Source organism: Shimia litoralis, from assembly GCF_005518135.1.
Taxonomy (GTDB): Bacteria; Pseudomonadota; Alphaproteobacteria; order Rhodobacterales; family Rhodobacteraceae; genus Shimia_E; species Shimia_E litoralis.
Genome location: NZ_SULI01000001.1, coordinates 92,994 through 106,782 on the forward strand (window position 1 = coordinate 92,994; position 13,789 = coordinate 106,782).

General features: G+C 54.9%; 11 protein-coding genes. 7 read left to right on the forward strand and 4 right to left on the reverse strand.

Features of this window, described 5'->3' with window-relative positions:
* Positions 1–47 precede the first annotated feature (47 nt).
* From FAP39_RS00430 to FAP39_RS00440, 3 genes are read right to left on the reverse strand one after another with little or no spacing between them, the layout of a single operon-like run.
* Positions 48–3,080, reverse strand: coding sequence for an efflux RND transporter permease subunit (locus FAP39_RS00430; RefSeq protein ID WP_138014391.1), 3,033 nt, complete (start codon positions 3,078–3,080; stop codon positions 48–50).
* A 10-nt stretch (positions 3,081–3,090) separates the two neighbouring features.
* Positions 3,091–4,128: an efflux RND transporter periplasmic adaptor subunit gene (locus FAP39_RS00435; RefSeq protein ID WP_138014392.1), complete on the reverse strand. Its 1,038-nt coding sequence runs from the start codon at positions 4,126–4,128 to the stop codon at positions 3,091–3,093.
* Positions 4,125–4,622 (reverse strand): MarR family winged helix-turn-helix transcriptional regulator, encoded by a 498-nt coding sequence (locus FAP39_RS00440; RefSeq protein ID WP_246058889.1) that lies wholly within the window; start codon positions 4,620–4,622, stop codon positions 4,125–4,127. Before FAP39_RS00440 ends, FAP39_RS00435 begins: the two co-directional genes overlap by 4 nt.
* 398 nt (positions 4,623–5,020) lie before the next feature.
* On the opposite strand from FAP39_RS00440, the gene FAP39_RS00445 reads away from it, so the two are divergent.
* The 6 genes from FAP39_RS00445 (at position 5,021) to FAP39_RS00470 (ending at position 11,600) form a co-directional block, all read left to right on the forward strand.
* Positions 5,021–6,604, forward strand: coding sequence for an ABC transporter substrate-binding protein (locus FAP39_RS00445; RefSeq protein ID WP_138014393.1), 1,584 nt, complete (start codon positions 5,021–5,023; stop codon positions 6,602–6,604).
* 65 nt (positions 6,605–6,669) lie between these two features.
* Entirely contained in the window at positions 6,670–7,767 is a 1,098-nt protein-coding gene (locus FAP39_RS00450) for a M24 family metallopeptidase (protein WP_138014394.1), read from the forward strand.
* Positions 7,767–8,774, forward strand: coding sequence for an ABC transporter permease subunit (locus tag FAP39_RS00455; RefSeq protein ID WP_138014395.1), 1,008 nt, complete (start codon positions 7,767–7,769; stop codon positions 8,772–8,774). Before FAP39_RS00450 ends, FAP39_RS00455 begins: the two co-directional genes overlap by 1 nt.
* Positions 8,774–9,667, forward strand: a complete 894-nt coding sequence (locus FAP39_RS00460) for an ABC transporter permease subunit (protein WP_138014396.1) — start codon at positions 8,774–8,776, stop codon at positions 9,665–9,667. Before FAP39_RS00455 ends, FAP39_RS00460 begins: the two co-directional genes overlap by 1 nt.
* A gap of 5 nt (positions 9,668–9,672) precedes the next feature.
* Positions 9,673–10,650, forward strand: coding sequence for an ABC transporter ATP-binding protein (locus FAP39_RS00465; protein WP_138014397.1), 978 nt, complete (start codon positions 9,673–9,675; stop codon positions 10,648–10,650).
* Positions 10,647–11,600: an ABC transporter ATP-binding protein gene (locus tag FAP39_RS00470; RefSeq protein ID WP_138014398.1), complete on the forward strand. Its 954-nt coding sequence runs from the start codon at positions 10,647–10,649 to the stop codon at positions 11,598–11,600. Before FAP39_RS00465 ends, FAP39_RS00470 begins: the two co-directional genes overlap by 4 nt.
* A gap of 13 nt (positions 11,601–11,613) precedes the next feature.
* On the opposite strand, the gene FAP39_RS00475 is transcribed toward FAP39_RS00470, so the two are convergent.
* Positions 11,614–12,279, reverse strand: a complete 666-nt coding sequence (locus tag FAP39_RS00475) for a GntR family transcriptional regulator (RefSeq protein WP_138014399.1) — start codon at positions 12,277–12,279, stop codon at positions 11,614–11,616.
* A 220-nt stretch (positions 12,280–12,499) separates the two neighbouring features.
* On the opposite strand from FAP39_RS00475, the gene FAP39_RS00480 reads away from it, so the two are divergent.
* On the forward strand, positions 12,500–13,783 hold the full coding sequence (locus FAP39_RS00480) for a DUF3300 domain-containing protein (protein ID WP_138014400.1): 1,284 nt from the start codon (positions 12,500–12,502) through the stop codon (positions 13,781–13,783).
* Positions 13,784–13,789: the final 6 nt, after the last annotated feature.

The following is a 13,789-nucleotide window of genomic DNA, read 5'->3' on the forward strand; positions in this document are numbered from 1 at the left end:
GCCTTATTTGGGCGGCGCATTTGATTTTGCGAGTGCTGCGATCGGGCTTAGGCTGTCTTGGCGTCGTCTTTGGAGAAAAACACCAAATAGAACACTGGCGCCGCGATCAATGTAAGCACGGTTGCAAAGGCCAGACCGCCCATAATTGTCACCGCCATCGACACAAAGAACGCATCTGTCAACAATGGTAACATGCCCAGAATTGTGGTCACAGCCGCCAGCATCACAGGGCGCAAACGCGAGACACTGGCCGTGACAATGGCGTCTTGCAACGGCAGGCCTTCTTCGCGCACGAGGTCAATTTCCTCGACCAGAACAATCCCGTTCTTGATCAGCATCCCCGATAGGCTTAGCAGGCCCAGCAATGCGGTGAAGGTAAACGGCAAGCCCGTTCCCAACAGACCGATGACCACGCCGTTGACCGACATCGGCACCAAGAGCCAGATAATCACAGGCTGGCGTACCGCGTTAAACAACAGCACAGAAATCAGCACCATAATCAGCGCACTGAGAGGAAGCTGTTTGCCAAGACTGGCTTGGGCGTCGCTCGAACTTTCGAACTCACCGCCCCATTCCATCTTGTATCCAAGGGGAATGTCCATGGCTTCCACGGCGTCTTTTATTTCCGCCATGACCGTGGCAGCTGTTACGTCCGTCGGGATATCTGCGGCCACCGTGATTGTCGGCAAGCGGTCGCGCCGATGCACAAGTGTATTCTGGTGTTCGTATTTAAACCCGTCGACCATTTGCTCTACAGGTACGAAGCCTTGCGCTGTCGCAGAATAGACCACCTGATCCATAAAGTTATAGGTCGAGTCCGGTGAGCGTCGCAAAATGATCGGGATCAGGCGATCCCGTTCGCGAAACACCCCGCCCGTGATTCCGTCCGTTGAGAACAGGAACATATCGGCGATGTCGTCACGATTGACGCCCGCAGTTTGAGCACGGTTGGTGGCATAGATCGGCCGCACCGCAATCTCTTGTTCGCGCCAGTTGTGGCGCACATCCAGAACATTGTCTGATGCCTGTTCCAAGACCCCTTTGGCTTGGGTGGCCAGTTGGCGCAAGACCACCGGATCGCTGCCCGAGAAACGCACCTCGATCGGGTCTCCGCCGCCCGGGCCAAAGACAAGCCGCTTGGTGCGGAACTCGCCTTCGGGGAACCGCGCTCGGCCAAAGGCCTCTAGGTCGGCCTGAAGCGCTGGGATTTTGTCAATCGACTCGGTTCGGATGATCAGGTGGCCATAGCTCGGGTTGGGTTTTTCAGCAGCATAGGTCAGCATAAAGCGGGTCGCACCTTGGCCAACAAACGTTGCGACAGATACGACGTCGTCACGGTTTGACAGCCATGCTTCGACCTCTTTCAGGTGCTCAGATGTCGTCGCGATGGATGTCCCTTGTGGCAGTTTGTAATGCGCAAAGAACAAGGGTGTGTTTGAATTCGGGAAGAACTGTTGTTTCATGACGCCAAAGCCGGCAAAACACACCGCAGTCACAGCCACGAGCCCGATGATAACCAGCCATCTCAGCTTGAGCGCCAGTCGCAACGTCGCCCCATAGGTCCGAAACAGCCAGCCGCCATAGGCGTCGGCCTCGTCACCGCTGCCTTGCTGGAACAGATAGTGCCCCAGCAACGGCGTCGCCGTGAGCGCCAGTATCCAAGACAGCAGCAGCGAAATGGCAATCACCGCAAACAGGGAAAACAGAAACTCTCCGGTCGCGTCCGGACTAAGCCCAATGCCCGCAAAGGCCATGATCCCGATCACCGTCGCCCCCAAAAGCGGAATTTGCGTCTTGCTGGCGGCTTCTTCTGCGGCATCGCGAGAGGTCTTGCCCTTGAGCATGGATATCTGCATGCCTTCTGCGACCACAATGGCATTGTCGACCAACATGCCCATGGCAATGATCAACGCACCAAGTGAAATACGCTCCATCTCGATCGACAGCAGGTTCATGAACAACAACGTGCCGACAACCGTCAACAACAGGGTGACACCGACGACAACCGACGCACGAACCCCCATGAATATCGCCAAGACAGCCACAACAATCGCCACGGACATCGCCAGATTTATCAAGAACGCGTTCGAGGCCTCTTCGACGACAATGTGCTGCTCGTAAATCGGGTGCAGGTCTATGCCCACGGGAATATCCGGCGCCAGTTCCGCAAGCTTGGCGTCCACACGTTTGCCGACCTCGACAATGTTCTCGGTCGCAAGACCTGCAACGCCAAGCGTAAACGCATCAATGCCGTTAAACCGGACAATCAAACTTGGGTCTGTTTGGCGTCCTCGATGGACGTGAGACATATCCACGAGGTTGATGACGTTGCCGGATAGCCCCACCGATAGGCCAGAAATGGCCGACACGCTGTCGGACCCTTCGGGGGCCAGAATGGTGGTCTTTGATGGGCCGGCCGAAACCGAGCCGGCAGGCGACACCGAGTCGGCGGTCGCGATGGCCCCGACAATCGCATTGATCGGCACGTTTTGGTTGACCGACAGAGACAGGTCGGGTTCGACAAATATGGCTTCGGAGGGCAAACCCGTTACATTCACATCGGCGACCCCGTCCACCGTCAGGATTTCACGCCGCAAGAACGTGGCCAGTTCGTGTTTTTCCGCGTCACTAAAGCCCTCGGCGGTGACGGCGAAATAAATCCCGAACACATCGCCGAAGGAGTCGTTGACATAAGGCTGGCTTACGCCCGTTGGCAGCCCGCGCGCCGTGTCACGGATGCGTGCACGCAGTTTGGTCCAGATCGCAGGCAGCTCTGTGCCATCAAAGGTAGATTTGATCTCGACCTCGATCAGGGATTCGCCCGGGCGATTGATTGAGGTGATCTTGTCCAGTTCGGGCATTTTTTGAATGGCAGATTCCAGAGGTTCCGAAACCTCCAGTGCCACCTGCTCGGCGGTTGCCCCCGGATACTGGGTCACGATCACGGCCTGTTTGATGGTAAAGGCCGGATCTTCCAGACGGCCAAGGGACATAAACCCCCAAATGCCGCCAAACAGGAAGATGAGTATGATCAGCCACGTATACAGCGGCTTGTCGATTGAGGTGCGTGCAATGTCCATCTGGCCCGCCTCAGTTCGCAAAGCCGGTGAACCGGCGAACGGGTTGACCGTCCGCTAGTACGGTGCCGCCAGTGGTGACAAATTCGTCGCCATCTTTCAGGCCCGACAAGATGCGCACATCGCCTGACTGTGTAGGTGTCACGTCGACGGCAACCCATGTGACCGTCCCAATGTCGGGTTCACTCGGTGAAAAGACCATGACGCCAATTTCGCCTTGTTCTTTTACCACCAGCGCCGTTGCAGGCACGATCAGACCAACGTCTTCGCCTTGGGCCTGAATGGTGACAGTGACCGAAGAACCAGGCAGGATACTAAGCCCTTCGGGTGGAGCCATACCAAAGGTGATCCGAAACGTCTGACCCACCCGCGAGGTTTCGGCGTCAAATTCGCGAATTTCCAACGGGAAGGTTTCGGGGTGGCTGGGGAATTTGGCGCTGATTTTGACGTTGGTCTCGTGCCCCGCGCGCTGGAACAAGATTTCCGGCACGTCAACTTCGATCCGAAGCTCGGACATGTCATGGATGCGCACGACGGGCGTTCCGGCAGACACCGTGGAATAGAGCGCAAGGTTTCTGCTGGAGATCAAGCCTTCGAACGGGGCCAAGAGCGTCGTATGCTCCAGCGCCCATTCAGCGTTGCGCAACGCGATCGCCGACAATGCGGCCTGTGTTTCAGCATCGTCCAGCGAGACTTGGCTGACGGTGTTTCCCTTAAGTTTTCCAAGTCGCGCGACGGTGCGATCTGCTTGATCTTTCTGGAGCCGCGCCTGATCTAATTTGAGCTGAAACTGTTCTTGGTCCAACTGGGCAATCACGCCATCTTGGGCGATGGAAAATCCCTCGATGACCGGAAAGTCGACAATCTGGCCGCTGACCTGAAAGGCGAGGTCGACAGATTGTCTGGCCGCGACCTGACCGAAAAATTGGCGTTCCATTACAATCGGTTGCGCGTTGACCGTGCTGAGTTTGACAGGCTTTGGTGCATCTTGCGCCCAAATAGGAGACGCAGATAGAGCAAGAGCAATAGAGAAAGGTTTGAGCCACGTCATTTCATCATTCCTTCGGGAATACCGTGTTGGAGAATTGTAGTGCGCGCTTTGGTTGCCAGTTCGGCAAAGCGCTCTGTTTCGTCTGCAGAAAGGCCGGATATTTCCCGAAACATTTCTGCGCCCTGAGTCAGCATTTTGCTGCGTGTTTCCATGCCAGACTGTGTGAGTGACAAAAGCCACGCCCGCCTGTCGTCGGGGTCGCGCTGGCGCTCAAGAAAGTTCTTTTTCTCAAGGTTGTCCGCAGCCCCGGTAATTGTGGACGGCAGGCTGGCCATTTCCTTGGCAAGGACACCCATACGTTTTGGCGTGTCGAGATGAACCAAGAGATGCTGTTCCTGTTTGGTCATCAGCGGTGTGAAATCCGTGGCGTCCAAGCACTCTTCCAGCTTCCAGAATAGAATGAATATACCCTTCATTGCCAAAATTTCGGCGGGCAAGCCATGGTCGCAAATCTGGCTGGCGACAGTTTTGTTTAGATCGCAGTTTGTGTCCAAGTGAGACTCACAGTTCGGAAGGTGATTTTAGTTTGAATTATGAACTATTCAATTTTTAGACCATTGGCAAATCGAATTATATTCGTTTCTTGCTGAAATCTTGTGCGTAGCGACCTGAAAGCGCATGCATGACCGGTATTCAGACGCACCGGCGCAAGGGGGCGGGGGCACCAAGTTTGCATCCAAAGTCGCGGCAATGCACGACTGTGATGACGTCTGATGGGCCGCTGGCCGCATAGGCTCAGGGCATGGTCGGGAATTTGTGCGTTGACTTATGGTGTCCTCAATTGGATACAATATGAAACCAAAAGCCGTGCTGCCCTCATCTGTTGCTTTGATTCGACGGGAAAAAACCCCGCCATGGGTAGCGTTGGCTCAAACAACCTTGGGAGGTTATAATGAAATCAAAGCTATTCGTGGCAACAACTGCATTTGCGCTTACTGCGTCGACTGCTTTTGCCAGCACGCTAGTGTATTGTTCTGAAGGTTCGCCAGAAGGTTTCGATCCTGCGCTGTTCACAGCCGGTACGACTTTTGACGCGTCTTCGCATCCGGTTTACAACCGTTTGGTCGAATTCGAGACAGGCACCACCAATGTTATTCCTGGTTTGGCCGAAAGCTATGAAGCCAGCGACGATGGGATGGAATACACGTTCCACCTGCGCAAAGGTGTGAAGTTCCATTCCAGCGACAACTTTACGCCAAGCCGTGACTTCAATGCGGATGACGTCATCTTTAGCTTTGAGCGTCAGCAAAAAGAAGATCACCCCTATAACAAGGTCTCCGGCGGTACTTGGGAATATTTCCAAGGTATGGGCATGGGTGACTTGGTCAAGTCGATCGAAAAAATTGACGACCACACGGTGAAATTCGTGCTGTCCAAGCCCGAAGCCCCGTTCGTTGCAAACATGGCGATGGACTTTGCATCGATCCTTAGCGCGGAATATGGCGACGCCATGATCGCGGCTGGGACACCTGAAATGATGAACACTGCGCCTGTCGGCACAGGTCCGTTCTCGTTTGTGGCTTATCAAAAAGATGCGGTCATTCGCTACAAGGCGAATGCTGAGTATTGGAAAGCACCTGCAGACATCGACAACCTGATCTTTGCGATCACGCCAGACGCGTCTGTACGGTATCAAAAGCTGAAGGCGGGTGAATGTCACGTGATGCCATATCCGAACCCTGCGGATATTGATGCCATCAAAGTCGAAGACGGCATCGTCATGATGGAGCAAGAAGGCCTGAACGTTGGCTATCTTGCGTACAACACGACCGTTGCTCCGTTCGATAACCCCAAAGTGCGTAAAGCGCTGAACATGGCGATCGACAAACAAGCGATCATCGACGTGGTTTTCCAAGGGTCTGGCGAAATTGCCAAAAACCCGATCCCGCCGACAATGTGGGGCTATAACGATGCCATCGTAGATGACAAATATGATCCTGCAGCTGCCAAGGCCGCTTTGGAAGCCGAAGGCGTTTCCGGTCTGGACATGAAAATCTGGGCGATGCCAGTACAGCGTCCTTACAACCCGAATGCGCGTCGTATGGCTGAACTTCTTCAGTCCGACTTTGCCAAAGTGGGTGTCAATGTCGAGATCGTGTCCTATGAATGGGGCGAGTATCTGTCGCGCTCAAAAGATCTGAACCGTGACGGTGCTGTTCTCTTGGGTTGGACTGGTGACAACGGTGATCCCGACAACTTCTTGGCCGTTCTGTTGGGCTGTGAAGGTCGTGAAGCGTCTAACCGCGCACAATGGTGCCACCAGCCCTTCGAAGATGCGATTCAGAAAGCCAAAGTCATCACCGATCAAGGTGAGCGCGCCAAGCTTTATGAAGAAGCACAAACAATCTTCAAGGATCAGGCTCCTTGGGCCACGATCGCACACTCGGTTGTCTACATGCCGATGAGCGAAAAAGTTAAAGGCTATAAGGTTCACCCATTGGGAAGCCACATCTTCTATGGCGTAAGCGTAGAATAATAGTCACATCCTTGAACCGGAGCTGCGCGTGCGTGGCTCCGGTTTCTTTTTCCCGGAGACATCGCATGACCGACCCTCTGGCCGAATATCGGCAAGTGGCCCGCGACTTGGCAGTAGATGCCGTTGCCTTGGTGCCTGGCCCAAACTTTAATCGCGCATTCCAGAAACCATTTATGAGCCACGAGCGCCCGTTTGTGGCTGTGATCCCCGCGCAAGGCGCCCCCGCTGCAATTGTGCCCAATCTTGAACTGGGCAGTTGGGCATTGGTTGATTTTGATGGCGCTGTTTTCGACTGGCGTGATCAGGACGGCTATGCCGCCGCTTTTGATGCCTTGGCGCAGCATATGCCGCTTTCATCCCTCGCCGTAGAAGGCCAAGTGATGCGGGTTTTTGTGCACCACGCTCTAAAGCAGGCGATGCCAGAGCTAAAGATTGTGGATGGCGAAAAGGCAATCTCGGGCCTGCGTATCGTGAAGACACCACAAGATATTGACGCGCTGCAAGCGGCGATCGACGTCTCGGAACGCGCGCTGAAGCGGGTCTTGGATGGTGTCCGCGTCGGACAGACCGAAAAACAGATTGAACAGGCGCTGATCCAGTCGCTTTTTGCCGAAGGGGCAGAAGATCAAGCCTTTGCGCCAATTGTGGCCGCCGGCGACAATTCCGCCCGTCCCCATGCGAAAGCCCGCGCAGATTACCATGTGAAACGCGGCGATGCGTTGTTGTTTGATTTTGGGGCGCGCAAGCATGGTTTTGCGGCCGATATCACCCGCACCGTGTTTGTCGCAGATGTGTCAGACGAAGGGCGCGACGTGTATCAAACTGTGCTGAATGCGAACCTGAAGGGGTTCGAGGTAACGCGCGCAGGCGTGACCGCCCACGATATTGACGATGCTGTCACAGGGGTGCTCGAGGCATCTCCTTATGCAGATCGTATCCGCACCAAGACCGGTCATGGTCTTGGCCGTGATGTGCACGAAGCCCCCTATATTATGCGGGGCAACGCGCAGGTGATGCAGGCCGGAATGGTCTATACGAACGAACCGGGCCTCTATGATCTTGGCAATTTTGGTGTCAGGATCGAAGATGATGTGCTTGTGACTGAAACCGGATGCCGGTCTTTGACCAGCTTCCCCAAAGAACTCATGATTGTGGGGCGCTGATGTTTCGCTATCTCTTGGCCAGATTGGCCACTTTCCTTCCGACCTTTATTGGCGTGACGCTGATCTCGTTCATGTTTATCCGCGTTCTTCCCGGCGATCCGATTATCGTGATGGCTGGTGAACGCGGTATTTCAGAAGAACGGTATCAGGAACTGGTTGTGAAGCTTGGGTATGACAAGCCCGTGCTCGCACAGTATTGGGACTATCTGGGCGGCGTCGTTCAGGGGGATCTGGGCACAAGCTTTGTGACCAAGAAACCTGTGTGGGATGAATTTTTCGCCCTTTTCCCAGCCACGCTTGAATTATCGATATGCGCGATGATTTTTGCCATGGCATTGGGCTTACCCGCAGGGGTCATCGCAGCGGTCAACAGGGGCAAATTCTTTGATCGTGCGCTCATGTCCTCGGCGCTTATCGGATATTCCATGCCGATCTTTTGGTGGGCTTTGCTTTTGATCATCGTCTTCTCGGGGAATTTGGGTTGGACCCCGGTGTCCGGACGCATTGACCTGCTATACTATTTCGATGATGTCACCGGTTTTATGTTGATCGACAGCGTGCTGTCTGGTCAGGAAGGTGCCTTTAAGTCCGCAGCACGTCACCTGATCCTGCCCACCATCGTATTGGGGACCATCCCGCTTGCGGTGATTGCGCGCCAGACGCGCTCGGCCATGCTCGAGGTTCTGGGCGAAGACTATATCCGGACGGCACGTGCCAAAGGCATGTCGCCTGCGCGGATCAACGGGGTGCATGCGCTGCGCAACGCGCTTATTCCGGTTGTGACTGTGATCGGCCTGTCAGTTGGGACATTGCTGGCGGGGGCGATTTTGACCGAAACCATCTTTAGCTGGCCCGGCATTGGCAAATGGATGGTCGATAGCATTTTCCGTCGTGACTATCCTGTTGTGCAGGGTGGCCTGTTGATGATCGCTGTGATCGTGATGATCGTAAATCTCACTGTTGATGTGCTGTATGGCGTTATCAACCCCAAGATCAGGAAACGGTGATGACAGATCAAACCACCACCTCCGCAGAACGGCCCAGTGCGCTTCGGGAATTCTGGTATTACTTTAGTGAAAATCGCGGCGCGGTCTTTGGCTTTTGGGTGTTTGTCGCCTTTGTGCTTTGTGCTGCGTTTGCCCCCTTGCTCGCGCCGTATGATGCGGCCGAACAGTTCCGCGAACACATCTTGCTCCCCCCTGCGTGGCAGGAAGGTGGCGACTGGGCGTTTCCTTTGGGCACTGACCCCTTGGGCCGTGATATGTTATCGCGCCTGATTTCGGGATCTCGGTATTCGTTCTTTGTCGGCATCGTTGTTGTGTCTATCGCCGCATCCGGGGGCATTTTGATTGGCCTGCTGTCGGGCTTTGCCCCCAAGATCGTCGATACCGTGATCATGCGGGTGATGGACATCATTCTGGCGTTTCCATCGCTTTTGCTGGCGTTGGTGCTTGTGGCCATTCTTGGGCCGTCCCTGACAAATGCGATGATCGCGATCGCAATTGTATTCCAGCCGCATTACGTGCGCCTGACGCGCGCATCGGTTCTGTCAGAGCGTCAAAAAGACTATGTCACGTCGGCCCGTGTGGCTGGTGCAGGGTTGTGGCGCCTGATGTTTATCACTGTGTTGCCGAATTGTTTGGGGCCACTGATCGTGCAGGCCGCACTATCGTTCTCGACGGCGATTTTGGATGCGGCGGCGCTTGGGTTCCTTGGTATGGGGGCGCAACCGCCCACACCGGAATGGGGCACGATGCTTGCTGAATCTCGCGAGTTCATTTTGCGCGCTTGGTGGGTTGTGACCTTCCCAGGGCTGGCCATTCTGGTCACTGTTTTGGCGATTAACCTGATGGGCGACGGTCTGCGCGACGCGCTCGATCCCAAGCTGAAGCGGAGTTAAGTGATATGAGCCTATTACGTATTCGCAATCTTTCCGTGGATTTCGCCACAGCATCCGGCAAGTTTCGCGCTGTGGATGGTGTTGATATGTCCGTTGACAAAGGTGAGGTCCTTGCCGTTGTCGGTGAAAGTGGGTCCGGCAAGTCGGTGTCGATGCTTGCACTTATGGGGCTTTTGCCATGGACAGCAACCATCACGGCGGACGAGCTGACGTTTGAAGGCCGTGATCTCAAGAGCATCTCGCCCCGCGAACGCCGTCAGATTATCGGCAAAGATATGGCGATGATCTTTCAAGAGCCGATGTCATCGCTTAATCCCTGCTTTACGGTTGGATATCAAATCAAAGAGGCCCTGCGCATCCATCTTGGGTTGGATCGGGCGGCACGTCATAAGCGTGCGATTGAACTGTTCGATCAAGTTGGCATTCCAGCACCCGAGACGCGGTTAAGCAACTTTCCGCATCAGATGTCGGGGGGGATGAACCAGCGGGTGATGATCGCCATGGCGATCGCCTGTAAACCCAAGTTGTTGATTGCGGACGAACCCACAACGGCGTTGGACGTGACCATTCAGGCGCAGATTCTTGACCTGTTGGTGGGCCTGCGCGAAGAAAACGATATGGCGCTGGTTCTGATCACGCATGACATGGGGGTGGTCGCGGAAACAGCAGAGCGGGTCAGCGTTCAATACGCGGGTCAAAAGGCCGAAGAACAACCAGTTCGGGATCTGTTCGAGCATCCGTTCCATCCGTATACGTCGGCGTTGCTGGATGCGTTGCCAGAGCGCGCGACGTCAAAATTGCTGCCGACCATTCCGGGGGTGGTACCGGGGCAATTCGACCGCCCCGCAGGCTGCCTGTTTTCTCCACGATGCCGCTATGCGGATGAAAAATGCAAATCCACGCCACCTGTGGCCTGTGGCACAGAGCAGGGGCAGGCGCGTTGCCACTATCCATTGGTCGCTGAACAAGGAGCGCAGCAATGAGCGGACCTGTTGTAAAAGCCCAGAACTTGGCACGATTTTATGATGTCAAAGATGGTTTTTTGAGCCCTGTAAAAACAGTGCGTGCGCTTGCGGGCATCGATTTCGAACTGGATGCTGGCAAGACATTGGCCATCGTGGGCGAGTCTGGGTGTGGGAAATCCACTCTGGCGCGGTTGATCACAATGATCGAAGAACCCACAGACGGCACGTTGGAAATTGCCGGTGAAAATGTCACGCCCAAAGATTGGGCCGGATTGCGCAAATCGGTGCAGATTGTGTTTCAGGACCCTTATGGCTCGCTCAATCCGCGCCAGCGTATCGGACAAATTCTGGAAGAGCCGCTCAAGATCAATCGCCCAGAGTTATCGGCAGCCGAGCGTGAAACCCGCGCTCGCGAGATGATCGCATTGGTTGGATTGCGCGAAGAGCACTACGACCGCTATCCGCATATGTTTTCTGGCGGTCAGCGCCAGCGCATTTCGATTGCCCGTGCATTGATGCTTGATCCGAAAGTGTTGGTTTTGGATGAACCAGTATCGGCGCTTGATGTGTCCATTCAAAGCCAGATTTTGAACCTGTTGGTTGAACTTCAGGATCGCTTGGGGCTGGCGTATTTGTTTATCTCGCATGATTTGTCGGTTGTTCGGCATTTTGCTGATGAGGTGATTGTGATGTATCTGGGCCGCGCCGTGGAGCGGGCATCCAAGGAAGACCTGTTTGCGGCGCCAAAGCACCCGTATTCAAAGGCCTTGCTGTCCACAACGCCCCGCGCTGATCCCACGGCCAAGAAAGACCGGATTAAGCTTGAGGGCGAATTGCCGTCACCGCTGGATGATCTGCCCGGATGTGCCTTTGCACCGCGGTGTTGGCTGGCCAAAGAGGGTTGCAAAACACAGCGCCCCGAATTGTCAGGCACTGACCACAGAGTTGCATGTTTCTTCCCGCTGTAACGGTTGGGAGGGTTCAGGAAGCTGCGTTTTGGAAATGGGCGTTTAGCGCGGTCTTGGCACCGATGATGTGATCTGCAGTGAGCTGGGCGGCCAGGTTGGCGTCGCCCTTTTCACAGGCCTCGAGGATTTTGCGATGCTCTTGGTTGGCACGCTCCATCCCGCCAAGTTGCACCAGCTGCGCACGCACATAGCGGTCAATCCGATCAATGGAATTGTTGATGGCGTTCATGTGATAGGTCATCTTGCTGGCCTGATACAGCGTGGCGTGGAATTTCCGGTTCAGATCACCGTACGCCATCGGATCATCAGCGCGTGCGAACTTGTCAATATACCCGCGCGCCTTGCGCAGTTGGGATTGTGTCATTTGTGGAACCGCAGACCGAATAACTTCAGGTTCGACAAGAGCGCGAAAATCGAAAATTTCATTGGTTTCGTCCAACGAAAGCCCCGCAACGATGGCGCCTTTGTAGCGTTCGATTTTCACAAGCCCCTGTTGCTCTAACATCGTCAGAGCTTCGCGCACAGGGATGCGGCTGGTGTTGAACATGCGCGCCAATTCATCTTGGCGCAGGGCCTCGCCCTCGTTTAGATCTCCTTCGATGATGGCTTTGCGCACCGCTTCGAAGATCAAACTTGCGGCAGAAGCCGTTTTGCCGATGTCCACAGTTTGTAGCTTCACTTTCAACATCCCGCGCCTAGTGACATGATTGGACATTATATACAAAATGCAATTCTGAAAAGAAATTCTATCGTGTTCAAGGTTAGTGTCACAAGGATGTCATCTTGATGAGATTACGGATCAACACCCCTGCCGCAACAAGATAGGCGGGAAACAAATATAGCCAGTTGCGACAGGACGTGTTCGTAGTAGTCTGGTTGGATAGAGAGGGAGTATAGTAATGCGTGATTTTGTGACGCCGACATTGTTGATATTTGCGATGTCGACATATCCAACGACATCTGTGTTTTTGCAAGAGGCCACCGCAAGTGGGGGTGCGTCGACTGCTGCGGTCAGCGCCGACGACCAAACTGAAGCCGATGCTGGCTTGACCGATCAAGAACTGGATGAGCTTGTTGCCCCAGTTGCCTTGTATCCGGATACCCTGCTCATTCAGGTCCTTGTGGCGTCAACCTACCCCTTAGAAGTGGTCAAAGCGGATCGATGGCTTTCGGAAAACGAAGGTTTGACGCAGGATGAAATTACTGCCGCTGTAGAAAAGGAAACTTGGGACCCAAGCGTGGGCGTTCTTGCCACAGCTTTTCCCGATGTCCTGGACCGGATGGCACAGAATATCGATTGGACCGAACTGATGGGCACGGCGATGCTGGCCCAATCTGACGATGTCATGGCGTCGGTTCAACGCATGCGCGAAGCCGCAATTGACGCCGGCAGCCTTGTGGACAGTGAAGAACAGGAAGTCTCGCGCGACGAAACAGACGCGGTGGTGATTTTGCCGTCTGACCCAGAGGTGGTTTACGTCCCGACCTATGACACGACAACTGTGTATCACCAGAATAACGATGCGCTGATCTTCTTTGGCGCGGCCATCTTGATGACCACAATTTTCCGCAGCAACAACTATTGGGGCGGATATTGGGGCTGTCGCAATTGTGGCGGTTGGAATGGTCGCCCCATTCATCACCGTCCTGGTGGAATCAACGTCAATGGCAACGTCAACATTGGCAATGACATCAATGTGGGCGGCGGCTGGAAGCCAGAGCCACGCCGCGAAGCACGCGCCAAAGACCAGTTGCGGGACCGCCCAAGCAATGGCGCAGGCAACAAACGGCCCGGTGCCAAGGCAGGGGGGGTGCCGTCTTTGACGGATAAACCAAGCCGTGGCGATGCAATGCGCAAGGATCTGGGTAAGAAAACTGGTGCCAAGGACATTACGCGTCCGGAAAACCGTCCTGCGGCATCAAAAGTTGGCGGCGGGGATCGACCCAAGGCCAATGCCACACGTCCTGGAAACAAAGGCGCGTCCAAACGTCCCGCGACACCGTCAAAATCGGTGACACCGGCACGTAAGAAACCAGCCGCAAAACCTGCGGCCAAGCCCCGCGCCAAACCTCAGGCACGCAAAGCCAAACCATCGTCAATGCAGCGTCATCAAAGTGGCGCAGGTGCCCGTAAATCCGGATCTCGAGGGGGTGCCGCGCACGCCAGAGGAGGAAGAAGATGAGAAGTC

Excerpts from the sequence above, each read along its gene's own strand:
- FAP39_RS00460 (WP_138014396.1), top strand. The coding sequence starts at position 8,774 with ATGACAGATCAAACCACCACCTCCGCAGAACGGCCCAGTGCGCTTCGG.
- FAP39_RS00445 (WP_138014393.1), top strand. The coding sequence starts at position 5,021 with ATGAAATCAAAGCTATTCGTGGCAACAACTGCATTTGCGCTTACTGCG.
- FAP39_RS00465 (WP_138014397.1), top strand. The coding sequence starts at position 9,673 with ATGAGCCTATTACGTATTCGCAATCTTTCCGTGGATTTCGCCACAGCA.
- FAP39_RS00435 (WP_138014392.1), bottom strand. The coding sequence starts at position 4,128 with ATGACGTGGCTCAAACCTTTCTCTATTGCTCTTGCTCTATCTGCGTCT.
- FAP39_RS00480 (WP_138014400.1), top strand. The coding sequence starts at position 12,500 with ATGCGTGATTTTGTGACGCCGACATTGTTGATATTTGCGATGTCGACA.
- FAP39_RS00470 (WP_138014398.1), top strand. The coding sequence starts at position 10,647 with ATGAGCGGACCTGTTGTAAAAGCCCAGAACTTGGCACGATTTTATGAT.
- FAP39_RS00450 (WP_138014394.1), top strand. The coding sequence starts at position 6,670 with ATGACCGACCCTCTGGCCGAATATCGGCAAGTGGCCCGCGACTTGGCA.
- FAP39_RS00430 (WP_138014391.1), bottom strand. The coding sequence starts at position 3,080 with ATGGACATTGCACGCACCTCAATCGACAAGCCGCTGTATACGTGGCTG.
- FAP39_RS00455 (WP_138014395.1), top strand. The coding sequence starts at position 7,767 with ATGTTTCGCTATCTCTTGGCCAGATTGGCCACTTTCCTTCCGACCTTT.